20 protein-coding genes are annotated in these 24,148 nt (G+C 68.0%); 10 read left to right on the top strand and 10 right to left on the bottom strand.

What is annotated here, in order from left to right; all coding sequences use genetic code 11:
• Nucleotides 1-71 precede the first annotated feature (71 nt).
• From EKE94_RS01035 to EKE94_RS01015, 5 genes are all read right to left on the bottom strand, one after another.
• Nucleotides 72-1,004 (bottom strand): FliM/FliN family flagellar motor switch protein, encoded by a 933-nt coding sequence (locus tag EKE94_RS01035; RefSeq protein WP_127904754.1) that lies wholly within the window; start codon nucleotides 1,002-1,004, stop codon nucleotides 72-74.
• 103 nt (nucleotides 1,005-1,107) lie between these two features.
• On the bottom strand, nucleotides 1,108-3,744 hold the full coding sequence (locus EKE94_RS01030) for a sensor histidine kinase (RefSeq protein ID WP_127905426.1): 2,637 nt from the start codon (nucleotides 3,742-3,744) through the stop codon (nucleotides 1,108-1,110).
• Nucleotides 3,745-3,791: 47 nt separating this feature from the next.
• On the bottom strand, nucleotides 3,792-4,523 hold the full coding sequence (locus tag EKE94_RS18840; RefSeq protein WP_235855852.1) for a hypothetical protein: 732 nt from the start codon (nucleotides 4,521-4,523) through the stop codon (nucleotides 3,792-3,794).
• Between the two features lies 1 nt (nucleotide 4,524).
• Nucleotides 4,525-4,893 (bottom strand): response regulator transcription factor, encoded by a 369-nt coding sequence (locus EKE94_RS01020; protein ID WP_127904753.1) that lies wholly within the window; start codon nucleotides 4,891-4,893, stop codon nucleotides 4,525-4,527.
• Between the two features lie 294 nt (nucleotides 4,894-5,187).
• Nucleotides 5,188-6,852: a helix-turn-helix domain-containing protein gene (locus EKE94_RS01015; RefSeq protein ID WP_127904752.1), complete on the bottom strand. Its 1,665-nt coding sequence runs from the start codon at nucleotides 6,850-6,852 to the stop codon at nucleotides 5,188-5,190.
• Nucleotides 6,853-7,080: 228 nt separating this feature from the next.
• On the opposite strand from EKE94_RS01015, the gene EKE94_RS01010 reads away from it, so the two are divergent.
• From EKE94_RS01010 to EKE94_RS00975, 8 genes are all read left to right on the top strand, one after another.
• On the top strand, nucleotides 7,081-8,454 hold the full coding sequence (locus tag EKE94_RS01010; protein WP_127904751.1) for a substrate-binding protein: 1,374 nt from the start codon (nucleotides 7,081-7,083) through the stop codon (nucleotides 8,452-8,454).
• A gap of 279 nt (nucleotides 8,455-8,733) precedes the next feature.
• Nucleotides 8,734-9,765, top strand: a complete 1,032-nt coding sequence (locus tag EKE94_RS01005) for a branched-chain amino acid ABC transporter permease (RefSeq protein WP_127904750.1) — start codon at nucleotides 8,734-8,736, stop codon at nucleotides 9,763-9,765.
• Nucleotides 9,766-9,769: 4 nt separating this feature from the next.
• Nucleotides 9,770-10,975, top strand: a complete 1,206-nt coding sequence (locus EKE94_RS01000) for a branched-chain amino acid ABC transporter permease (protein WP_127904749.1) — start codon at nucleotides 9,770-9,772, stop codon at nucleotides 10,973-10,975.
• Nucleotides 10,976-10,979: 4 nt separating this feature from the next.
• On the top strand, nucleotides 10,980-11,738 hold the full coding sequence (locus tag EKE94_RS00995; protein WP_127904748.1) for an ABC transporter ATP-binding protein: 759 nt from the start codon (nucleotides 10,980-10,982) through the stop codon (nucleotides 11,736-11,738).
• Nucleotides 11,739-11,758: 20 nt separating this feature from the next.
• Nucleotides 11,759-12,523: an ABC transporter ATP-binding protein gene (locus EKE94_RS00990; protein WP_127904747.1), complete on the top strand. Its 765-nt coding sequence runs from the start codon at nucleotides 11,759-11,761 to the stop codon at nucleotides 12,521-12,523.
• An 82-nt stretch (nucleotides 12,524-12,605) separates the two neighbouring features.
• Entirely contained in the window at nucleotides 12,606-14,561 is a 1,956-nt protein-coding gene (gene acs / locus EKE94_RS00985) for an acetate--CoA ligase (protein ID WP_127904746.1), read from the top strand.
• 258 nt (nucleotides 14,562-14,819) lie between these two features.
• Nucleotides 14,820-16,016, top strand: a complete 1,197-nt coding sequence (locus EKE94_RS00980) for a PRC-barrel domain-containing protein (RefSeq protein ID WP_127904745.1) — start codon at nucleotides 14,820-14,822, stop codon at nucleotides 16,014-16,016.
• 112 nt (nucleotides 16,017-16,128) lie between these two features.
• The gene (locus EKE94_RS00975; protein ID WP_127904744.1) at nucleotides 16,129-16,470 is read left to right on the top strand and encodes a hypothetical protein; all 342 of its coding nucleotides are present in this window, start codon (nucleotides 16,129-16,131) and stop codon (nucleotides 16,468-16,470) included.
• A 172-nt stretch (nucleotides 16,471-16,642) separates the two neighbouring features.
• Here EKE94_RS00975 and hydA read toward each other — a convergent pair whose 3' ends face one another.
• Genes hydA through EKE94_RS00960 form a run of 3 tightly spaced genes read right to left on the bottom strand, consistent with a single transcriptional unit; the run spans nucleotide 16,643 to nucleotide 19,660 of the window.
• Nucleotides 16,643-18,097: a dihydropyrimidinase gene (gene hydA / locus EKE94_RS00970; protein ID WP_127904743.1), complete on the bottom strand. Its 1,455-nt coding sequence runs from the start codon at nucleotides 18,095-18,097 to the stop codon at nucleotides 16,643-16,645.
• 38 nt (nucleotides 18,098-18,135) lie between these two features.
• On the bottom strand, nucleotides 18,136-18,396 hold the full coding sequence (locus EKE94_RS00965; protein ID WP_127904742.1) for an SH2 domain-containing protein: 261 nt from the start codon (nucleotides 18,394-18,396) through the stop codon (nucleotides 18,136-18,138).
• Between the two features lie 13 nt (nucleotides 18,397-18,409).
• A complete protein-coding gene (locus tag EKE94_RS00960) occupies nucleotides 18,410-19,660 on the bottom strand; it encodes a Zn-dependent hydrolase (protein WP_127904741.1) in 1,251 nt (416 codons plus the stop codon).
• 241 nt (nucleotides 19,661-19,901) lie between these two features.
• On the opposite strand from EKE94_RS00960, the gene EKE94_RS00955 reads away from it, so the two are divergent.
• Together EKE94_RS00955 and EKE94_RS00950 are read left to right on the top strand one after the other, a co-directional pair.
• Nucleotides 19,902-20,531, top strand: coding sequence for a TetR family transcriptional regulator C-terminal domain-containing protein (locus EKE94_RS00955; protein ID WP_127904740.1), 630 nt, complete (start codon nucleotides 19,902-19,904; stop codon nucleotides 20,529-20,531).
• 231 nt (nucleotides 20,532-20,762) lie between these two features.
• The gene (locus tag EKE94_RS00950; RefSeq protein ID WP_127904739.1) at nucleotides 20,763-21,230 is read left to right on the top strand and encodes a hypothetical protein; all 468 of its coding nucleotides are present in this window, start codon (nucleotides 20,763-20,765) and stop codon (nucleotides 21,228-21,230) included.
• 170 nt (nucleotides 21,231-21,400) lie between these two features.
• On the opposite strand, the gene preA is transcribed toward EKE94_RS00950, so the two are convergent.
• Entirely contained in the window at nucleotides 21,401-22,702 is a 1,302-nt protein-coding gene (preA, locus tag EKE94_RS00945) for an NAD-dependent dihydropyrimidine dehydrogenase subunit PreA (RefSeq protein ID WP_127904738.1), read from the bottom strand.
• A complete protein-coding gene (locus EKE94_RS00940; protein WP_127904737.1) occupies nucleotides 22,702-24,078 on the bottom strand; it encodes an NAD(P)-dependent oxidoreductase in 1,377 nt (458 codons plus the stop codon). The genes preA and EKE94_RS00940 overlap by 1 nt, the downstream gene beginning before the upstream one ends.
• Nucleotides 24,079-24,148: the final 70 nt, after the last annotated feature.

Genomic DNA, 24,148 nt, shown 5'->3' with positions numbered 1-24,148 from the left:
GACACAGGGTCACGCCCGGACCGGCCACCCGCACTACCAGCCGCCGGGCGGCCACCGGATCGGCGTCGTCCCTAGTATTCCGCGATCCCGGGAAGCGGCGGAGGAGCCCAGTCTGCGGGTTCGTCCGCCGGCGCATCCGGACCGTGAAGCCGCACCGCGCGGAACCCGCCCGCCTGGCCCAGCTGCCCTTCGCCCACGCGCCGCCCGTCGTTCGATTGCAGCCGCACCCGCCCCAGGTCTGAGCGCAGAAGCGGCAGGGTCGCACCCGGGGTCAGGCCCATCACCTCGTCGATGGGCATGCGGATGCGGCCGATCCGGGCGTCCAGCGTGACGGTGCTGGCCATAACGGCGGTTTCCATCCGGTCGCGCCACTGCTCTTCGGCCTCGGCCTTGGGGTCGGCGCCCTGCCCCGCGGCCCATTCGGGCGGGAACCCCAGCCGCATGCTGCCGCGGCGCACCCCGCCTGCCAGCGACAGCGACAGCGTCAGCATCTCGTGCGGCGCATCCTCGAGCTTCAGCGCAAGCGCCGCGCCCTGCTCGATCCGGGTGGCAAAGCGGAAGCCCAGCGCCGGGTCGGACATGTCATGATCCCGCAGCGACTTCTGAAACAGCGCCAGCACGCGATCCAGCGCATCGGCCACCATGGTCGCATCCGTCGGCGTGGGCGCCCGGGTCTTCGGCGCGCGGGCGGTCACCCGGCCCATGGTCAGCGATTCGATGATCCCGGTCAGAACCTGCGGGTCGAGGATCGCAAACCCGAACCGGCCCGAATCGTTTTCCAGCAATGCGATCAGGTCCCCCTCTTCGGGGAGGGCGGCGATGTCGTGCGGCATCATCTCGGCCGTGACGTTGTCGGTCACCGTCGCATGCAGGCCGGCCGAATCCGACAGGCCCCGCGCCAGCGCCATGCGCCACGCCCTGAGGACGACATCGTCCTGCAGCGGATCGTCCCGCCGGGTGGCCGCGATCTTGCGGCGCAGAGCCTCGCCTGCCTGTCGGCTCATCTCATCCTGTCCAATTGCTGCCGGGGACCATGGAAAGGTCTGACAGATCGGGGTTACCAAATGCTTTCCCGCGCAGGTCCACACGTCGCCGCGTTTGAAACCGCTAGCCCGCCTTGCGCGGCAGCGTCACCCGGAAGGCGCCGCCGCCCTGTCCGGGAAGATAGGCAATCGTGCCGCCCAGCCGGGCCATCACCTCGCGGCAGATCGCCAGCCCCAGCCCTGCCCCGCCCGCGGCCGAGGTGTCGCCGACGCGCGAGAATTTCTCGAAGATCACGCCCTGATCCTCGCGCGGGATGCCGCGGCCGTTGTCTATGAAATCGACGGTCACCGCCTCGGGACCGGCCAGCACCGCGATGCGCAGGACGGGGTCCGGGGCGTCGCAATACTTCGCCGCATTGGCCACGAGGTTCAGGAACACCTGCGCCAGGCGGTCGGGATCGGTGTCGATCCGCACCTTTTCATCGCCGCCCAGACGCTCGATCCGCAGCCCGCCCGCGGGTTGCCACGCCGCCAGCGCGCGATCGATCACCTCGCCCAGTGCGACCCGCTCGCGGTGAAGCGTGACCTGCCCGTTCTCCAGCACGCTGAGATCCAGCAGATCGTCGAGCAGCCGCGTCAGCCGCAGGGTCTCGTCATGGATGATGCCGGAATAGCGCGTCCGCTCGGGCGCGCCGATCCCGTCCCCGTCGCGCAGGATCTCCGAGAATGCGCGGATCGAGGTCATGGGCGTGCGCAGCTCGTGGCTGATCTGCCCCAGGAACGCGTCCTTCTGGACCGACAGCCGGGTCAGCTTGTCATTGGCCTCGCGCAGCGCCCGGGCAGTGCGGCCCAGCTCGGCAGACTTCTCTTCCAGACGGCTGGAGTACTCCATGATCTGCGCGGTCTCGTCCGCGACGCGCATCAGGTCCTCGACCGAAATGGCGCTGCCGCCGGTGATCTGGCCCATCATCGCGTGCGCCGTGGCCGCGCCGACCGACCCCGCCAGCACGCGCTCCAGGCTTTCCAGGAACTCGGGCGTCGCATCGGGCAGGTAGCCCTGCTTGCCCTGCGCGGCGGCGGCGGACTGGAACAGCGCCTGCGCCTCGCCGGGCCCCAGGATGCGCTGGGTCATGATCAGCAGGTCCTCCGGCTCGGCCATGTGTCGCGACCAGCCCCGCGCGCCCGAGGAATAGCGGAAGACGTTGACGAAATCGGCGCCCTGCAGGCGTTCGACCGGGCCGGGAAAGGTGGCAAGCGACACGGCGAGAAAGATCGCCGTATTGACTAGCATCGACCAGAAGAGCGCGTGGATCACCGGATCCATCGTGGCGATCCCGAAGAGCGCCTGCGGACGCAGCCAGCCCACCCCCCCGGGCCCCTGCGCCAGCATCCCGGCCGAAAACGCGGCCCCCGTGCCGAGACTGGGCAGCAACAGCGCGTAAAGCCAGATCGCGAAGCCCGCGCACAGCCCGCAGATCGCGCCCGCCCGCGTCGCCCCGCGCCAGAACACGCCGCCCAGAAGCGCAGGCAGCACCTGCGCCACCCCCACGAAAGAAATCAGCCCGATCGTCGCCAGCGCCGTCCCCCCACCCGAAAGGCGGAAATACACGTACCCAAGAAACAGCAGCCCCGCGATCGAGATGCGTCGCGCCCGCAGCACCACCTTGCGCACGTCGCCCGACACCTGCGCCCCGCCGCGCACCACCGACAGCCAGATCGGGACGACGACATGGTTCGACACCATCGTCGACAGCGCGATCGCCGCGACGATCACCATCGAGGTGGCCGACGAAAATCCGCCGAGAAAGGCGAACATCGCCAGCCCGGGACGTTCGGCCGCCAGCGGGACGGTCAGCACGAAAAGGTCCGGGTTCGCCCCCTCGGGCATCATCGCCAGCCCCACCACGGCAATCGGCACGACAAAGAGCGACATCAGGCACAGGTAGGCCGGAAAGGCCCAGGCGGCGGTCGCAAGATGACGCTCGTCCGCGTTCTCGACGACGAGGACGTGGAACATCCGCGGCAGACAGATGAACGCCGCCGCGGAAAGAAAGCTCAGGCCCGCCCAGCGCGCGCCCGGGATCTGCCATGTCGCGAGCGGCGACGCCTCGATGGCGCGGAACATCTCGGCCGGGCCGCCCGCTAGGCCCCAGACGACGAAGACGCCCACGAAGAGCAGGGCCAGCAGCTTGACCACGGCTTCGAGAGCGATGGCCGTGACCACGCCGTGGTGGCGTTCGTTGACGTCCAGGTTGCGGGTTCCGAAGATGACGGTGAAAAGCGCGAGCCCCGCCGCGACCCAAAGCGCCGTTCCCTCGGGGTCGGCCAGCCCCGGATCAGTGGCACCGGGACCGCCCCCCTGCGCCGCGAAAACGGCAAAGGACAGCGTGACCGATTGCAGCTGCAAGGCGATGTAGGGCGTGGTGCCCACCACAGCGAACAGCGTGACGATCACCCCCAGCGCGTTGGACTTGCCGTAGCGCGACGAGAGGAGGTCGGCGACCGAGGTGATGCGCTGGCTGCGCCCGATGGCCACGAGCTTGCGCAGAAGCCCCCACCAGCCGATCATCACCAGCGTCGGCCCGAGATAGATGGTGACATATTCCAGCCCCGACCGCGCCGCATAGCCCACCGCGCCGTAGAACGTCCAGGCGGTGCAGTAGATCGACAGCGACAGTGTGTAGATCCAAGGCGAGCGCAACCATCCCAGCCGCCCGCGCAGCGCCCTCTGTTCGGCCCAGAAGGCGACTGCGAAGAGCATTGCGACATAGCTCAGGCAGACCGCGACCAGCAGGTTGAAGCCCAGCGTCACGCCCGGCCTCCGCGGGCGGACCTGGCCGCGGCAACGTCGCCCGCGCCGGGGCTCTCTTTGGCGCGACCCCCACGGGGCGCAGCCGGGCGTGCAGGCTCGGAGATGGCCGGACGATCCCTGACCGTCCCGTCGCCGGCCCGTGCAACGGGGCCTGCATCCGCGTCCCGGCGCGCCGGGTCGCCCTTGTGGTGCATGTCGAGACAGATGGCAGACGGGGCCGTCCGACCCGCGCCCGCCAGGCGCACCGCAGGACCGCCCGACGGGGCCAGTCGCGGACCACCCGGGGCTTGGTCCGCAGGCAGTCGGTCCGCGCAGAGCTGGCCTTCGGGCGAATGGCCGGCGAAGGTGTGGTCGTCGCGGAACTGGCCGGCGGGACCCCGCGATGCCGGCCCGACCGTCCCCGGGCCCTGATCCTCGGGGCCGATCGCCGGCGCGTCCCCGGGGCGGCGGGGCGTCGGGTCGGGGTCCGGCGCAGCCGCCCCGCCCTCCGGCCCCTCGGATGCGGGCGCGACGAGACGGCGCGACAGAATAAAGGCAGCCGCGATCAGCGCGGCCCAGACGGCAAAGACGTAAAGACCGCGCAGGGCTGTCGACCCCGCGGCGCCCCAGATCGGCGGCGCGGCGAACACCGCCGCCCCCAGCCACGGCAGCAGGCGCGCGGCGTCCATCAGGCGGCGGCGGCGATAGTTTTGCCGCTCCAGGAACACGGGCTCGCGCGGGGCCGCCATCTCAGCCCCCGGCGAGGTCACGGACGGCGGTCAGCATCTCGGCATTGGCAAACGGCTTGGTCATGAAGCGGCTGACCCCCAGCCTCATGGCCAGGTCGCGGTCCTTCTTCTGGCCGCGGGCAGTCAGCATCAGCACCGGCAGCCCCGAAAGCTGCGGGTCGTCGCGCAGGTCGCGCAACACGTCATAGCCCGAGCGATTGGGCAGCATGACATCGAGGATCACCAGATCCGGCCGCCTGCGCCGCACCGCGTCGAGCGTTCCCTGCCCGTCCGAGCGGGCCTCGACCGTCCAGCCATCGCGCGACAGGATGAAGCGGATCGCCTCGATGATGTTCGGCTCGTCCTCGACCAGAAGGACACGTCGGCCCATGCGGGCTCCTCCTCCCGACGGATGCACGGTTCTCCGGGGCGCGGCCCTCCTCCGGCCCCGCCACGCGGCCAGGTTGCATTCCTACCGCGCGATGCGACTATGGCAAGCAGTCGGGCCCCTGTCAAAACGCCGCGAGCCTGCCGCCGACGTTTTTTAATGCAAGGCAGATCTCCGAGGTCAGGCATCCGAAAGCCCGCCCGCGACGGGTCGGCACACGAAGGCCCAGCACGCGGAGGCGCAGGCCTGCGTCGGGCCGGACCGGTCGCGGTGACGGTGACGGTGCGCCCGGTCGTATTAGGACAGGCCGCCGCCCTCCTCCGACGCTGCCAGGACAGATGGTTCGCGGCGGGCTAGGCACCCCCCGCGGGGACAGATGCGGCAGCTCGTACCGACCGGGTCCGGCGGCGGCGGGCCGGAGTCTGCGCCGCCCAAGGTTCGCAACGCGTCGGCCCCGGGGGTCAGAAGCATCGCCGCCTCGACGATCTCGGGCCCGTCGAAGCCGCCCGCGCGCCGCGTTTCGGCCACCGCCCATGCGGTGAAGCGGCGGGCGGGCTGACCGGGCAGCTCCAGCACGGCACGCAAGGGCCAGCCGGGACGGCCCAGCGTCTGATAGAGCGGCCAGAGCGGACAGCCCGCCCCGAACCGCGGCAACGCGAACCCGTCCAGCGGACGGCGGAAGGTCGTCGTGCCCGTCCCGTCGCAAAGGATCAGGCCGAACGGACGCCCGGCGGCCGCAGCCTCCAGCCCGCCCAGCCGCCGTAGTGCCGCGCCCGGGCCGACGCCGAAGCGCGCCGCGATCCGCGCCGGATCGATCCCGTGCGCAAGCTCGGCCAGAAGGGCGGCGCGCGGCATCGCCCGGGCCTCGTCCCGCGCCCGGGACAGGTGCGCCCGGGCCAGCGCGCGCCCCGCCGCGCTTTGCGGCGCGTCGGGTGCCGACAGAAGCGCAGCGAAGCCGGGCGGAGACGTCGGCACGGCGCCGGGCGACCGCTGCTGTGGCTGCGCGCCTGCGTCACCGGACGCGGCCGCGGGGCTATCGGCGCCGGTGTCGCGCACATGGGCACGGCCTGGGCCCGAAGGGTCGAAGACGTCGTGCGGGTCCGCGTCGGGGTTCAGCCCGGGCTCCAGTTCGGTCTCCAGCTCGGGCAGGCGATAGTTGCGGGCGGCGAGCCAGGCCTCGACCTCTTCCTGCGGGCTGGCGGCCGCTGCCTGCGCGGGGTCGGCGGCGCCGTCGAGATAGGCCGCAAGCGCGCGAGCCGTGTCGGCAAGACGCTGCCCGTCGCTGTCGAGGTTGCGGTGGAACCGGGCGCGCCAGTCGGGCTCGAGCTCGGGCTCATCGCGCAGGATCGTCGCCGTCGCGCGGATCGAGGTCGCGGCCGACAGAAGCGCGTGCATGGATTCCGACAGGAAGGGATCATGCGTCAGCCGGTCGCTGAGCGTCGCCAGGGCCTGGTCACGCTGCGCGATGTGGCGCGCCTGCGCAGCCAGCAGCCCCGCCCAGCCGGGATAGGCGGCGGCAAAGGCCTCAAGCCGATCCAGCTCGGGCGGGGATCCCGGCTCCGCAAGGCTGGCCGGCCGCGCGGCGGGCCCCGGACCGGCTGCCCCCGCGCGGCCGGCAGCGTCGGTGACAGCGGCGGTGGCAGCGACGGCAGCCTCGCCCCCCGCGGCCGCACCCCCATGCGGCGCCGCGTCGTGCCGGACCATGGCCGCGGCGGTGCGCAGTGCGTCGAGCAACCCGACTTCGGCCCCCTCGGCCAGCACGCCCGGCTCGGTGTCCAATTCGCGCGCGATGGCGTTCAGCAACCTGCCGCCGATTCTGCGCCGATCATGTTCGATCAGGTTGAGGTAGGAGGCCGAGATCCCCAACCGCGCCGCCAGTCCGGCCTGCCGGATCCCCAGGTCCAACCGCCGCGCCCGGATCCGCCCCCCGGTTCCCCGGTTGTCCCGCTCTCCTGCCGACATCGAAAAACCCTCTCGCCTCAGCGGCTTTCTGCACCCGCGGGAAAAGAAATTTACACAGCACCCGCCATGATTGTTCAGTTATTTACAAAATAATTCAACGGTTCCGCATACTTGTTGCGATGTTTTCACCGGCGCCCCATCCTGAGGTCAGTTCCGTAAAAGGAGCATGGTGCGGTCGGGTCTTTTGAGGAGGAGAGCCCGCGCGCCCAATCAAACGGGAGGACATTCATGACCAAAGCGACCTTCACCCGCCGCGGGCTGTTGCGCACCGGTGCGGCCACCGGGGCGGGCCTTGCCATGCCCACGATCTTTACCGGTGCGTCCTGGGCGCAGGGCCAAGGGTTCACCAATGCGCCGACGGGCGACACGGTGACCCTTGGCTTCAACGTGCCGCAGACCGGGCCCTATGCCGACGAGGGCGCGGACGAGCTGCGCGCCTTCGAACTGGCCGTCGAACACCTGAACGGCGAAGGCGACGGCGGCATGCTGCAGACCTTCTCTGAAAAGAACCTCGACGGCACGGGCATCATGGGCAAGCGCGTGGCCTTCGTGACCGGCGACACCCAGACCAAGTCCGACGCCGCCCGTGCCAGCGCCCGGTCGATGATCGAGAAGGACGGCGCGATCATGATCTCGGGCGGCTCGTCCTCGGGCGTGGCCGTGGCGGTGCAGGGCCTCTGCCAGGAGGCCGGCGTGATCTTCATGTCGGGGCTGACCCATTCCAACGACACCACCGGCAAGGACAAGAAGGCGAACGGCTTCCGCCACTTCTTCAACGCCTACCAGTCGGGCGCCGCGATGGGGCCGGTGCTGGAAAGCCTCTATGGCACCGACCGCCGCGCCTATCACCTGACCGCCGATTATACCTGGGGCTGGACCACGCAGGAATCGATGCAGGCCGTGACCGAAGACCTGGGCTGGGAGACGGTGAACAATGTGCTCACCCCGCTCGCCGCGACGGATTTCTCGTCCTACATCGCGCCCGTCCTGAATTCGGGCGCCGACGTGCTGTTCCTCAACCACTACGGCGGCAACATGGTCAATTCGCTGACCAACGCCGTGCAGTTCGGGCTGAAGGAGGCGCAGGCCAACGGCAAGCAGTTCGAGATCGTCGTGCCGCTTTATTCCGAGCTGATGGCACGCGGCGCGGGGCGCAACATCGCCGGGATCCCCGGCAGCCAGAACTGGGACTGGAAGCTCGAGAACGAGCTTGGCAGCCGCTATGTCGGCACCAACGCCTTCACCCAGAGCTTCGGCACGAAATACGGCTTCCCGCCCAGCCAGGCCGCGCATACCTGCTACGTGCAGACGCTGCTTTACGCCGACGCGGTGCAGCGCGCGGGGTCGTTCAACCCCTGCGCCGTGGCCGAGGCGCTCGAGGATTTCGAGTTCGATGGCATGGGCAACGGCCCCACGCTGTACCGCGGCGCCGATCACCAGTGCTTCAAGGATGTCGTCGTCACCCGCGGCAAGGAGAACCCGGAGAACGAGTTCGATCTGGTCGAGATCATCGAGGCGACGCCGACCGAACAGGTCACCTACGAGCCCGATCACCCGATGTTCGCCGGCGGCGCGCTGGGGGAATGCAACCCCGGCGCCTGAGGTCCCGCAGGGGGCGCGCCGGCCTGGCGCGCCCCCGATCCGGCCTGGGCCGAATGATCGTCGCGGGCCCCGTGACCCGGGGGCGTGGGCCGCCAACGCCCACACCTCGCCAGCCTGATCATGCTCGCCGGACCAAGCTGGCCGGACCTCGCCGCCCCTGACCTCACTGGCCTGACCCGCTGACCTGATACCCCACCTGCCCGACCGCATTGCCCCGCCGCAGCGACCTGCCGCAGTGACCTGCCGCCCTGACCAATCGCACAGACAGACGGACCCCAGATGGACGCGATACTTCTTCAGATCCTCAACGGCCTAGACAAGGGGTCGGCCTATGCGCTGATCGCTCTCGGCCTGACGCTGATCTTCGGCACGCTGGGGGTGGTGAACTTCGCCCATGGCGCGTTGTTCATGATCGGCGCCTTCTGCGCCGTGACGCTGCAGCGCATCCTGACGCTCAGCCAGACCACCATCGACGAGACGCGCACCGATTTCCTGGGCAACCCGATGCAGGTCGACACGCCTTATGTCGTGCTGTGGTTCGGCGAAAGCACCGGCGCCGCGATCGTCGACTGGGCGGTGCCGCTGGCGATCCTTTTCGCGATTCCGGTCATGCTGATCGTCGGCGTGGTGATGGAGCGCGGGCTGATCCAGCATTTCTACAAGCGCCCCCATGCCGACCAGATCCTCGTAACCTTCGGGCTGGCCATCGTGCTGCAGGAGATCATCAAAGCCTTCTACGGCGCCAATCCGATCCCCACCCCCGCGCCGCAGGCGTTCCGGGGGTCGTTCGATTTCGGCGTCCTCGTGGGCTTCGACCCGAACACCATCATCTATCCCTACTGGCGGCTGGTCTACTTCGCTTTCGCCGCGATCATCATCGCCGCGGTCTTCGCCTTCCTGCGCTACACCACCTTCGGCATGGTGGTCCGCGCGGGCATGGCGGATCGCGAAACCGTGGGCCTTCTCGGCATCAACATCGACCGCCGCTTCACCGCGATGTTCGGCATCGCCGCCGCCGTCGCGGGACTGGCGGGGGTGATGTACGCGCCAATCAATGCGCCCAACTACCACATGGGGATGGACTTCCTGGTCCTCAGCTTCGTCGTCGTGGTGGTGGGCGGCATGGGGTCGCTGGCCGGCGCGGTGCTGGCCGGGTTCCTTCTGGGCATCCTCGAAAGCTTCGCCTCGATGACCGCGGTGATCGACCTGATCCCCGGCATCAACCAGATCATCATCTACCTCGTCGCGATCATCGTCCTTCTGGCCCGCCCGCGCGGCCTGATGGGCCGCCGCGGCGTGATGGAGGAGTAATTCCATGCAGAGCTTTGGCCGCAAGGACACCATTCTGCTGATCGTCGTCGCCCTGCTCGTCCTGCTGGCGCCGGTGATCCTGAACCCCTTCCCGCAGGCGTCGTCGCTGGCGCAGTTCAACGCGGGCTATCCCGACCTGATGCAGCGCTTCGTGATTTTCGGGATCTTCGCCATCGGCTTCAACATCCTTTTCGGGCTGACGGGCTACCTGTCCTTCGGACATGCCGCCTTTCTCGGTGCCGGGTCCTATGCCGCGGTGTGGATGTTCAAGCTTCTGTCGATGAACGTGATTCCCGCCATCGTGCTGGCAGTGGTCGTGGGCGGGCTCTTCGCCGCCCTGATCGGCTACGTGTCGCTGCGCCGCTCGGGCATCTACTTCTCGATCCTCACGCTGGCCTTCGCGCAGATGTCCTTTGCGCTGGCCTATTCGGTCCTGACGCCGCTGACGAACGGCGAAACGGGGCTGCAACTGTCGCTGTCCGATCCCCGCATCTTCGACCCGGCCGCGACCGGATCGCTACCGACCACCAACCTTTTCGGCATCGACATGCGTGCGACCACGACGATCTTTGCGGGCCCGTGGGAATTTCAGCTGAACGCGGGATACTACATGTCCGGGCTGATCATGCTGGTGGCCTTCTGGCTGTCGATCCGCATCTTCCGCTCGCCCTTCGGGATGATGCTGCGGGCCGTCAAGTCGAACCAGCAGCGGATGAGCTACACGGGTCTGTCGACCCGGCCCTACACGCTGGCGGCCTTCGTGATCTCGGGCATGTACGCGGGTCTGGCCGGCGGGCTTCTGGCCGCGATGGACCCGCTGGCCGGGGCCGAGCGGATGCAGTGGACGGCCTCGGGCGAGGTCGTGCTCATGACCATCCTCGGCGGCGCGGGAAGCCTGATCGGGCCGGTGCTGGGCGCGGGCTTCATCAAGTACTTCGAAAACATCTTCTCGAAGATCAACGACAGCGTGCTGCACACCTGGTTCGGCGCCCTGCCCGACGGGTTGGAGACGGCGCTGGTCACGCTCGTGCATCCCTTCGTGGGCAAGGGCTGGCACCTGACGCTGGGGCTTCTGTTCATGCTGGTCGTCATCTTCCTGCCCGGCGGGCTGGTCGAGGGCGGGCGGCGCATCCGCGGCGTCGTGGGGCGGCGCAACCGCAAGGCCGGGGACCCAGAGGCCCGCGCCGCATCCAAGCAACCGGCGGAGTAAGGTGATGAGCATTCTCGAAGTCAAGAACGTGGGCAAACGCTTTGGCGGGCTGCAGGCGCTCGGCGACGTCAACCTGAGTATCGCCGAGAATTCGTGCCACGCGATCATCGGCCCCAATGGCGCGGGCAAGTCGACGCTGCTCAACTGCCTGATCGGCAAGCTTATTCCCGACACCGGCAGCGTCATGTTCGACGGCCAGTCAGTGCTGGGGCGCAAGCCGCACGAGATCAACCAGATGGGCATTTCCCGCGTGTTCCAGACGCCCGAGATCTTTGCCGACCTGTCGGTCTGGGAAAACGTGATGATCCCGATCTTTGCCAAGCGCGACGGGTCATTCCGCATGCACGCCTTCGAAAGCGTCGCGCGCGAACGCAAGGTTGTCGACGGCGCGATGCAGATGCTCGACGACGTCAACATGGCCGACAAGCGCGACCTGCTGGCCGGCAGCCTGTCGCGCGGCGACAAGCGGCGGCTTGAAATGGCGATGTGCCTGTCGCAGAACCCGCGCCTTCTGCTGCTGGACGAGCCCACCGCGGGCATGGCGCGGGCCGACACCAACAACACCATCGAGCTTCTGCGCGAGATCCGGACCAAGCGCGACATCACCATGGTGATCATCGAACACGACATGCACGTCGTGTTTTCGCTGGCCGACCGGATCACCGTTCTGGCCCAGGGCACGCCGCTGGTCGAGGACACGCCCGACCGCATCAAGGGCCACCCCAAGGTGCAGGAAGCTTACCTCGGCGAAGCCGCCCACTGATGGCCGACAAGGATACCCCCATGAACGCCCCCACGACCTCCGAGGACTGGAACCCCAACGCCAACCACGCAGTGACCGCCCCGGCCTTTCTGTCGGTGTGGAACATCGAAGGGTATTACGGCGAAAGCTTCATCGTGCAGGACGTCAGCTTCAACGTCCACGAGGGCGAGATCCTGGCTCTGCTGGGGCGCAACGGGGCGGGCAAGACCTCGACCCTGCGCACCATCGCGCGGGTCGGCACGCCCGAGCTGAAGCGCGGCGAGATCTGGCTGGACCACCAGCCCCTGCACAAGATGAAATCTTACGAGGCCGCGGCGGCGGGCATCGCCCTGGTGCCCGAGGATCGGCGCATCATCGCCGGACTGACGGTCGAGGAGAACCTGCAACTGGCGCAGATCGCGCCGCCCGTGGGCTGGTCCCTCGACCGGCTATACGAGCTGTTTCCGCGCCTGGGCGAACGGCGCAAGCAGGAGGGCGTGACGCTGTCGGGCGGTGAACAGCAGATGCTGGCGATCGCGCGGGCCCTGGCGCGCGACATCAAGGTTCTGCTGCTCGACGAACCCTACGAAGGCCTCGCGCCCGTCATCGTGCAGGAGATCGCGAAGACGCTGAACCTGATCCGCGACCAGGGGATCACCACGATCATCGTCGAACAGAACGCCGTCGCGGCGTTGAAACTGGCCGATCGTGCCGTGATCCTCGACACCGGGTCGGTGGTCTACGACGGATCGGCGCAAGAGGTCCTCGACAACGAAAAGCTCAGGGCCGAATATCTGGCCATCTGACGGGCCGCGCCGCGCGCGCGTCCCCCGGGGGCCCGGGCCACCGCAGGCCACGGACCTTGCCAAGATTAGCGGGAGGAAACCGATGCTCGACCAACCCAAGACCTTCGCGCCCGATCCGGGCCTGGTCGAAACCGCCCATGCCGACAAGGCCCGGTACGAAGAGATGTATGCCCGCTCGGTCACGGACCCCGAGGGGTTCTGGGCCGATGAGGGCAAGCGGCTCGACTGGATCGAGCCCTACACGAAGGTCAAGAACACCTCCTTCGAGCCCGGCAACATCTCGATCAAGTGGTTCGAGGACGGCATCCTGAACGTCGCGGCGAACTGCGTCGACCGGCACCTGGCCACGCGGGCCGACCAGACCGCGATCATCTGGGAGCCCGACGAGCCCGACGCCGAAGCCCTGCACATCACCTACAGGGAGCTGCACGAAAAGGTCTGCCGCTTTGCCAACGTGCTGCTGAGCCAGGGCGTGATGCGGGGCGACCGCGTGGTGATCTACCTGCCGATGATCCCCGAGGCCGCCTATGCCATGCTGGCCTGCGCACGGATCGGCGCGATCCATTCGGTCGTCTTCGCGGGCTTTTCGCCCGACGCGCTGGCCAACCGCGTCAACGACTGCGGGGCCAAGCTGGTGATCACCGCCGACACCGCGCCGCGCGGCGGCAAGCGCACGCCGCTTAAATCGAACACCGATGCCGCTCTGCTGCACTGCTCGGACAAGGTGCGCTGCCTCGTCGTGAAGCATACCGGCGACCAGACCACCTGGATCGCCGACCGCGACGTCGACGTGAAGGCGATGATGGAGGACGTGGCCCCCGACTGCCCGCCGCGCCCGATGGGGGCCGAGGATCCGCTCTTCGTGCTCTATACCTCGGGCTCGACCGGCAAGCCCAAGGGCGTCGTCCACACCTCTGGCGGCTACCTCGCCTACGCGTCCATGACGCACCAGTACACCTTCGACTACCACGACGGCGACGTCTTCTGGTGCGCCGCCGATGTCGGCTGGGTGACCGGGCACAGCTATATCGTCTACGGCCCCCTGGCCAACGGGGCGACCACGGTGATGTTCGAAGGCGTGCCCACCTATCCCGACGCGGGGCGGTTCTGGCAGATCATCGACAAGCACAAGGTGACGCAGTTCTACACCGCGCCCACGGCGCTGCGCGCGCTGATGGGCAAGGGCAACGACCTTGTCGACGCCGCCGACCTGTCGACGCTCAAGGTTCTGGGCACGGTGGGTGAACCCATCAACCCCGAGGCCTGGACCTGGTACAACGAAAAGGTCGGCCATGGCCGCCTGCCCATCGTCGACACGTGGTGGCAGACCGAAACCGGCGGCCACATGATCACCCCCCTGCCCGGCGCCACGCCAACGAAACCCGGATCAGCCACCCTGCCGTTCTTCGGCGTTCAACCCGCGGTGCTGGAGCCCGAAAGCGGCAAGCTGATCGAAGAGACGGCCTGCGAGGGGGTCCTCGTCATCGCGGACAGCTGGCCGGGGCAGATGCGCACCGTCTGGGGCGATCACGAGCGGTTCGAGGAGACCTATTTCTCGCAGTACAAGACCTACTACTTCGCCGGCGATGGCTGCCGCCGCGATGCCGATGGTTATTACTGGATCACCGGGCGCGTCGACGACGTGATCAACGTGTCGGGCCACCGGATGGGCACGGCCGAGGTGGAAAGCGCGCTGGTGGCCCATGCCAAGGTGGCCGAGGCCGCGGTGGTGGGCTACCCCCACGACATCAAGGGCCAGGGCATCTACGCCTATGTCACGCTGATGAACGGGGAAGAGCCCTCGGACGACTTGCGCAAGGAGCTTGAGGCGTGGGTGCGCAACGAGATCGGCCCGATCGCCAAGCCGGACCTGCTGCAATGGGCGCCGGGCCTGCCTAAAACCCGGTCGGGCAAGATCATGCGCCGCATCCTGCGCAAGATCGCCGAGGACGACTATGGCAGCCTGGGCGACACGTCGACCCTTGCTGAGCCCGAGGTCGTCGACGACCTGATCGCAAACCGTATGAATCGCCGCTGACCACGAGCGCCGGCAAAATCCGGCGCAACAATACGGGCGGCGATCCGCTTAATACGAAACCGCCCTGCATCCCTGTGGGGCGGTTTTTCGTTAATGAAATCGTGCACATCTCCCCGCGAGCACGATGTTCCCTAAAAATATGGGTGAATTACCTAAAGTTGCGCTGGTTTAAGATCGGTTCAATCGACGCGGTGATTTCGGAACATGACCGCGCCCGCCCGGTTCCCTCACCGTAATTCACGTAAACGGGAGACAGATATGACCCTCAAGACCATGATGGCCTCGGTAGCTCTGACCGCCCTCGTCGCATCCGGCGCAATGGCGCAGGACACCGAAGAAGATATGGACACCGACGCCGCGCAGGCGACCCAAGAGGTCGACGCCTCGGGTGCCGAAAGCGACATGGATGCAGACGCAGAGACCGAGGTCGAAGGCGGCCAGGTGATCGTCGAACAGCCCGAACCGCAGGTGAACGTCGACGTCGACGATCCGAACGTCACCGTCGACCAGGCAGCGCCGACGGTCACCGTCGAGCAGCCGCAGCCCGAAGTGCGCGTGCAGCAGCAGCAGCCGAAAGTGACGGTCGAACAGCAGGCCCCCACCGTGACCGTGGAACAGGCCCAGCCGGTCGTCACCGTCAACATCCCCGAACCTGTCGTCACCATCCAGATGCCCGAGCCTGACGTGAGCGTCGACGCCTCGCAGCCCGAGGTTTCGGTCGAGCAGCCCGAGCCGGTCGTGCGTTTCGTGCGCCCCGAACCCAGCGTCGTGGTCGAGGAATCCGAGCCCGAGATCGTCGTCGAGCAGGCGCAGCCTCAGATCACGATGGGCGAACAGGAAGAGCCCGAGGTCCAGATCGAGCAGGAAGAGCCGGTCGTGACCGTGGAAGAGGCCGACGGCGCCCAGGTCGACGTGTCGCAGGAAGAGGCCGAGGTGCAGGTCGAGGAAGGCGAAGACGCCCAGATCGATGTGCAGCAGTCGGACGCTCAGGTGAACATCGAGGAAGAGGGCGCCGAGGCGTCCGAAGACGACCAGTCGATGGCTGACGAAGCCGAGACCGAGGCGGAAGAAGCCGCGGCCGACGCCGAGGCGACCGTCGAAGAGACCGAAGCCGAGATGACCGAGGAAACCGACGCCACCCCGGCCGCGAGCGGCCTGCCCGTGCGCGAAGGTTACACTGAGGTCGCGATCGACGAGCTGACCGCCGAGGACCTGGAAGACACGGTGGTCTACGGCACCAACGACGAGCGCATCGGCGACGTCGAAGAGCTGGTGCTCGACGGCGACCAGATCGGCAGCGCCGTGGTCGGCGTCGGCGGGTTCCTGGGCCTGGGCGAACGCTCGGTCGAGCTGCCCTTCGAAACCCTGTCGATCCAGCGCAGCGAAGACGGAAGCGACATCCGCCTTTACAGCGAATCGACTCGGGAAGAGATCGAGGCGATGGACGAATACTGATCCAGGGAACCACCGCAATCGGCCGGCCATGCCGGTCGGTTGCGATCCCTGCATTCGCCCGCTCCGCCCGACGGAGCGGGCGTTTTTTGTTCGTGACGATGGAGCCCCCATCATGTCCCGCAAGGACTATCCCCGCACCCCGGACGGGCGCTACTTTGTCGCCCGTGGGCGCCTCTGGCGCTGCACCGACCCTGGCCTTTCGGAAGAGGACCGGGCGGCGGCGGTAAAGGCGCTGATGCAGGCGCGGCGCGCCGTTCGCGAGGCAGGCACGGACGGGGAGACACGCGACGCGCGCGACGCCGTCGATGCCGCGAAACGACGCCTGGGCGAACGCGGCCCGGTCTGGTGGAGCGACGACGCCCCCGACGAAACCCGCCGCGCGCCCTTGACCTCAAGCTACGCGGCATGGTGGTCGGAGCTTTCCGAAGACGCGCAGAAGCGCGGCCTGGATTGACGGACCAGCCAGTCGCGCCGTACGTCGAGGTCGACGCAGCTATTATATTTATATTTCAGTTACTTGTTAGAAGTCCCTGAGACGAGGCGTGCAATCCGCCCCTTTCGGGGATAGATGCGTAAAATACGCAGAATCCCAGAGGCTTACCCGGCAACCCTAACGCAGCGCAGGGTCAAACACCGCTGGCGGGAATGCCGGTGCGCTCAACCTTCCGGGGGGCGGTAAGGCCCTTCCAGGTAGACAGCGCCGTGTGGACCGACTGGTTCGGAGGACGCTTGACGAACCGGCCCGCGCCGGGCGTGCTCTGCAACTTTCCGTCATTCACGACCACCCGCCCCCGGGACAGCGTGAAGCGTGGCAGGCCCTTGACCGCGATGCCCTCGAACACGTTGTAGTCGATGGCCGAGACCTGCCCCCCGGCGGTGATCGTCTTTTCCTTCTCGGGGTCCCAGACGACAAGATCGGCATCCGCCCCCACCAGCACGGCCCCCTTGCGCGGGTAGATGTTGAGGATCTTGGCGATGTTGGTCGAGGTTGCGGCGACGAATTCGTTCGGTGTCAGCCGTCCCGTCGCCACCCCGTAGGTCCAGAGCAGCGGCAGCCTGTCCTCAAGCCCGCCGGTGCCGTTCGGGATCTTGGTGAAATCTCCCACGCCATAGCGTTTCTGGTCGGTCGTGAAGGCGCAGTGATCGGTCGCCACCACTGACAGGGTGCCCGAGGCGAGCCCCGCCCAGAGACTGTCCTGATGCTGCTTGTTGCGGAACGGCGGCGACATCACGCGGCGCGCCGAATGGTCCCAGTCGTGGTTGAAATACTCGCCCTCGTCGAGCAGCAGGTGCTGGATCAGCGGCTCGCCCCAGACCCGTTTGCCCGCCTGCTTCGCCCGGCGGATGGCCTCGTGGCTTTCCTCGCAGCTGACATGCACGACATAAAGCGGCACGCCCGCCATGTCGGCGATCATGATGGCACGGTTCGTAGCCTCGCCCTCGACCTGCGGCGGCCGGGAATAGGCGTGGCCCTCGGGGCCGGTATTGCCCTCGTCCATCAGCTTGCGCTGCAGGTCCGCCACGACATCGCCGTTCTCGGCGTGGACCAGCGGGATCGCCCCAAGCTCGGCGCACCGGCGGAACGACGCGAACATCTCGTCGTCATTGACCATCAGCGCGCCCTTGTAGGCCATGAAGTGCTTGAAGGTGTTGATGCCGCGTTCGCGCACGACCTGCGCCATCTCGTCAAAGACCTGTTCGCCCCACCAGGTGATCGCCATGTGGAACGAATAGTCGCAATGCGCCTGCGCCGACTTGTTGTCCCAGCGTTTGATCGCGTCCAGCAGACCCTGCCCGGGGTCGGGCAGCGCGAAGTCGACGACCATCGTGGTGCCGCCCGCCAGCGCCGCCTGGGTGCCGCTGTCGAAATTGTCGGCCGAATAGGTGCCCATGAACGGCATCTCGAGATGGGTGTGGGGATCGATGCCGCCCGGCATGACATAGCAGCCGGTGGCATCGATCTCGTCGTCTCCGCCAAGCCCCTGTCCGATCTGCGCGATACGTCCATCCTCGATCAGCACGTCCGCCTTGTAGGTCAGGTCGGCGGTGACGATGGTGCCGTTGCGGATGACAGTGCTCATATCGCGTCCTTTCGGGGATCGGGCTCAGGCGAAGGGGGTCATGCGTCGCAGACGGGCTGGCCCGCGTCGTCGATCAGCTGGATGCCGCGCGGCGGATCCGAGGCCTCGACCGCGATGCCGTAGCAGCCGTTGCCGTCGCGGATCAGAAAGGTCGGATCCATGCCCTCGGGCAGCGCCGCCATGGCGGCGGGCGAAATGTCGGTCAGCCGCTGGGGGCCCGTGGGCTCTTCTTCCTGCGGGGTGGCGAGGTTGCATGTGGCAGGCGCCGTGGCCAGCGCCAGAGCCATCAAAATCTTCACGTTTCTCTCTCCTTCACTCGACGATGCCGGCGGTTTCAACCACCGCATGGAACAGGACGTCGGCACCTGCCGCCGCCCAGTCGGGGCTGATCTCTTCCGCCTCGTTGTGGCTGAGACCCCCGACACAGGGACACATCACCATGGCGGTGGGTGCAACCCTGTTGATCCAGCAGGCATCATGACCCGCTCCGGAGATGATATCCATATGCGTATGTCCCAGACGCTCGGCCGCGGCGCGCACCCGGGCCACGCAATCGGGGTCGAACGCCACGGGGTCGAAGCCGCCGACTTGCTCCAGCGCCAGCTCCAGCCCCATTTCGGCGCAGATCTTCGCGGCGCCCTCGGCCAGCCGCGCTTCCATGTCGGCGATGACCTCCGCGTCGGGCGAGCGGAAATCGACGGTGAAGACCGCGCGCCCGGGGATGACGTTGCGCGAGTTCGGGAAGACCTCGACATGCCCTGCCGCCCCCACGGCATGGGGCGCATGCGACAGGGCGATCCGGTCGACCAGCTCGAGGATGCGCGCCATGCCGAGACCCGCGTTGCGCCGCATCGGCATCGGGGTCGAGCCGGTGTGCGCGTCGCGCCCCGTCACCGTCACCTGCGTCCAGCTCAGGCCCTGCCCATGCGTGACGACGCCGATAGCCCGCCCCTCGGCCTCGAGGATCGGGCCCTGTTCGATATGCAGCTCGTAGAAGGCCTGCATCTTGCGCGCACCCACGGGCTCCTCACCACGCCAGCCGATGCGATCGAGCTCGTCGCCGAAGCGCGCGCCCGCGGCATCGGTGCGATCCTCGGCCCAGTCCTGCGCGTGCACGCCGGCAAAGACGCCCGAGGACAGCATCGCGGGGGCGAAGCGCGTCCCCTCTTCGTTGGTCCAGTTGACCACCACGATGGGATGGCGCGTGGCGATGCACAGGTCGTTGAGGCTGCGCACGACCTCGAGCCCGGCCAGAACGCCCAGCACCCCGTCGTAGCGCCCGCCCGTGGGCTGGGTGTCGAGGTGCGAGCCCACGTAGACCGGCAGCGCCTCGGGATCCGTGCCCTCGCGCCGGGCGAACATGTTCCCCATCGTGTCGAGCCCCATGCTGCAGCCCGCCGCCTCGCACCAGCTCTGAAACAGGGCCCGGCCCTCGGCATCGGCATCGGTCAGGGTCTGGCGGTTGTTTCCGCCCGCGACGCCCGGGCCGACCTGCGCCATCTCCTCCAGCGACTGCCACAGGCGGTCCTTGTCGATCTTCAGGTTTTCGCCCGGTGCCGCCATGGCCCGCTCCTTCTTGCCGTCCTGCCGGTGGGGCGCGCGGGGGCCCTGCCAGCCTCAAAATGTTTGACCGTGCGGTCAGGATCACGCTAGCACGAAGGCCGCGCGGCGGGACGAATTTCCGCCCCTGTCGCGCGGTGCCGCGACCATGGTCGCCCCCGGGGGTCCGTTGGTTGAATTTTATGCAGGGTCGGATCGCGCGGACACCTTCGCTTGCGCCGCCCCGGTCATGGCAGGAGATGGCATGACGCGTGACGGCAGGACGGGGGGCGCGCCCCGCACCCGGATCCAGCAGCGCAACCGGCGCGCCATCCTCGATGCCGCGCTCGACTGCTTTTCCGCCCACGGCTTTCGCGGGGCGACACTGGATCAGATCGCGCGCGCGGCAGGTTTGTCCAAGCCCAACCTGCTCTACTACTTCCCGTCGAAGGACGCGATGCATGCCGAACTTCTGTCGTCGCTTCTGACGACATGGCTCGATCCGTTGCGCGCGATCGACCCCGCGGGCGATCCGGTCGAGCAGATCCTGGCCTACGTGCATCGCAAGCTGGAGATGTCGCGTGACTACCCCCGGGAAAGCCGATTGTTCGCGAACGAGATCCTGCAGGGCGCGCCGCGGTTCGGCGATCGCATTGGCGGGGAGCTGAAGACGCTGGTCGACGAGAAATGCGCGGTGATCGCGCAGTGGCAGGCCGAGGGGCGGATCGCGCCGTTGGACCCGCACCACCTGATCTTCTCGATCTGGGCCACCACGCAGCATTACGCCGATTTCGAAGTGCAGGTCGACGAGATCCTCGCGCAGGGACGCGCTGCGCAATTCGACGCCGCGGCGGTCTTTCTGGATACCATCTACCGCCGGACGTTGCGGCCCTAGGCGCGATCCCGGGCGTAATCTCGGACGTTGGGCGCGATGCGACGTTAACCGGCTGTTAAGATTCGGTCTGGCAAAAGGCACCTGTGGGGGCCTTCGCTACGGAGAGTCGCGATGCCCGGACCCATATCGCCTGTCATGCCTATGCAGGACTTGTTTCAGGGCGACCAACTGCGTTCCAATCGGCCTGGCGCCGCCCTCGCGGCGTCGGAAAAGCTCGCGGGCCATTCTGGCGTGCTGACCCGCGACGCGGATGTCCTTTACCGGATCAACGGAGTGCGCGCCGCCGACCGCGGCGCCGAAGCCGGGCGCACCGGCTCGGGCCGCGACCTGCGGGCGTCGCCCGCGGCGCCGCAGTCGCTGCTGCCGCCGGACCCCGATCCGCCGACCGGGCCGCCACCGACCTTCGACCGTTCGATCCTGGAACAGCTGCGCATCGACAGCCAACGCCGGATGCGCGAACCGCTCGACGTCGCGCGAGAGGAGGATCTCGGCAAGGATGAAGACCGCACCGACAGGGCAAGGGACGCCCCCGGTGCCGCAACAGCGCCCTCCCTGGCAGACCCGACGGCGGAGGATGGTCCGGAAACCGGCTTCGCCCCCGTCCCCTATGCCGAAGTGCCCTATGCCGAGGGGCGCATGGGGATCCAGGGCTTCCTTGCCCCGGACAAGGCGCCCCCGGCCGTGGATCTGCGCAGCTGACACGCCCCTGCGCGCTGCGGGCGTGCACGCAGCCGCTGTGGGCACGCGCTGTCGGCACCCCCGCGTGGCCCGTGCCAGCTGCGGACCTCGCGCCGCGCCGTGGCCCGCAAGCAGGCGGCGGCGGGGCCTTGCGACGGTATCGCAAGACCCCGGGCGCCGAGCCGCCGCGATCACTCGGCCGCGTGGGCCGCCGGGTTGTTGGGGTGGGTCGTCCAGTCTCCGAACTCGGCCGGGACCACCCGGCCCGTCCGCGGGTCGGTGGCCCCGGCCGGCAGCCGCTCCATGGTGATGCAGTCCTGCACGGGGCAGACGTTGACGCACAGGTTGCAGGCCACGCATTCGGCGTCGATCACCTCGAAGGTACGGTCGGGGCCCATGCCGATGGCCTGGTGCGAGGTATCTTCGCACGCGGCATAGCAGCGACCGCACTTGATGCAGAGATCCTGATCGATCCGCGCCTTGGTCACGTAGTTGAGGTTGAGGTTCTTCCAGTCCGAAACATTGGGCACCGCCCGGCCCGTGACCGCCGCGATGTTGTCGTAGCCCGCGCGGTCCATCCATTCCGACAGCCCCGCCGTCAGCTCCTTGATGATGCCGAAGCCATAGGTCATCGCCGCCGTGCAGACCTGCACCGACCCCGCGCCGAGGGCCAGGAACTCGGCCGCGTCGCGCCATGTGGTGACACCGCCAATGCCGCTGATCGGCAGGCCCGCGGTCGCGGGGTCGCGCGCGATCTCGGCCACCATGTTCAGCGCGATGGGCTTTACCGCCGCGCCGCAATAGCCGCCATGCGACCCCTTGCCGTCGATCATCGGCTCGGGGCACATCGCGTCCAGATTGACCGAGGTGATCGAGTTGATCGTGTTGATCAGGCTGACCGCGTCCGCACCGCCCGCATGCGCGGCGCGGGCGGGATGGCGGATATCGGTGATGTTGGGCGTCAGCTTCACGATCACCGGCATGCGGGTGGTCTGCTTGCACCAGCGCGCCACCATCTCGATGTATTCAGGCACCTGCCCCACGGCCGACCCCATTCCGCGTTCGCTCATCCCGTGGGGGCAGCCGAAGTTCAGCTCGATCCCGTCGGCGCCGGTCTCCTCGACCTTGGGCAGGATCTCCTTCCAGGCCCATTCCTCGCAGGGCACCATCACAGACACGACCATCGCGCGGTCGGGATAGTCGCGCTTGACCGCCTTGATCTCGCGCAGGTTCACCTCAAGCGGGCGGTCGGTGATCAGCTCGATGTTGTTGATCCCCAGCACCCGCCGGTCGGCACCGTGGATGACGCCGTAGCGGGGGCCGTTGACGTTGACGACATGCGGGTCGAGGCCGAGCGTCTTCCACACGACGCCGCCCCACCCCGCCTCGAACGCGCGGCGGACGTTGTATTCCTTGTCGGTGGGCGGGGCCGAGGCCAGCCAGAAGGGGTTGGGCGACTTGATACCCACAAAATCGGTGGAAAGATCGGCCATCACGCGGGCTCCTTCTGGGCTGGCTGGGCGTCTGTCAGGTAGTCGTGGATCGCGGCCGCCGCATCGCGGCCCTGCGCCACCGCGGTGACGGTCAGCGCCTCGCCGGACGCAGTGCAGTCGCCGCCGGCAAAGACGCCGGGATGCGATGGGACCGCGCCGGTTCCGGCCGTGCGCAGCTTGGTCCCGTCAAGATCGAGCGCCGCCTCGGGATCGGCCGTCAGCGGCTGCATGACTTGTCCGATCGCCTTCAGCACCTGGTCGGCGGGCAGCCAGAAGCCGTCGTTCATGGTGACGAGCCGCCCGCCCTCGTCCGAGGTATAGGCGAACTCGACCCGTTCGACCGCACGGTCCCCGTGCAGCCGCACCGGCACCGCGCCGGTGATGAGGCGTACGCCGTTGATCTGGGCGAGGTTCTGTTCGTAGACCGACGCATTCAGCCGCTCGGCCCCCCGGCGGTAGACCATGGTGACGTTCTGCGCCCCGAGCAGCCGGGCCTGTATGGCGGCGTCCACCGCCGTCATGCCGCCGCCGATCACCACCACGTCGCGCCCCACGGGCAGCGCCGCGCGATCCCCCGCCTGCCGCAGCCGGGCAATGAAATCGACGGCATCCTCGACGCCCGCCATGTCCTCGCCGTCCAACCCCAGCGCATTCACACCGCGCAACCCGTTGCCGATGAAAACGGCATCATGCGCGGCGCGGATGTCGTCGAAGCTGCGGTCGCGGCCGATCTCGGCCCCGTATTCGATGGTGATGCCGCCGATCTGCATCAGCCACGCGACCTCTTTCTGCGCAAAGCCGTCGGGCGTCTTGTAAGAGGCGATGCCGTATTCGTTGAGTCCGCCGGGACGCGGCCGCGCCTCGAACACGGTGACGTCGTGACCGCGCCGGGCCAACCCGTGTGCGCAGGAAAGGCCCCCAGGCCCCGCCCCGATCACGGCGATCCGACGCCCGGTCGGCGCGGCCCTGGTATAGGGATGCACCCCCGCCCCGATCAGCGTGTCGGTGGCATAGCGTTGCAGTCGCCCGATCTCGACCGGCTTGCCCTCGGCCGCCTCGCGCACGCAGGCCTCTTCGCACAGCGTCTCGGTCGGGCAGACGCGGGCGCACATGCCGCCCAGAATGTTGCTGTCGAAAATCGTCCGCGCCGCAGCCTCGGGCAGGCCGGTGGCGATCTGGCGTATGAACAGGGGTATATCGATTGCGGTGGGACAGGCCGTGATGCAGGGCGCGTCGTAGCAGAAATAGCAGCGGTCCGCGGCAACATGTGCCTCGTGCGGATCATACCGCGGATGAAGATCGGCGAAATTCGTCTCGTAGGCGTCGGGTGGAAGCCGTCCCGCTACCACGCCCGGTGTCGTCCGGCCGGTTTCCATGGCCCAGTCTCCTTGCGCTTTGCTGTCCCGATCAGCTTGGCACGCCCCCGGATTTTATCATCCGGTAAAA

The sequence above is a fragment of the Mesobaculum littorinae genome, assembly GCF_004011175.1.
Classification (GTDB): domain Bacteria; phylum Pseudomonadota; class Alphaproteobacteria; order Rhodobacterales; family Rhodobacteraceae; genus Tranquillimonas; species Tranquillimonas littorinae.
The sequence above is the reverse complement of the archived record's forward strand: the minus strand, read 5'-3'. Positions and strand labels throughout refer to the sequence as shown.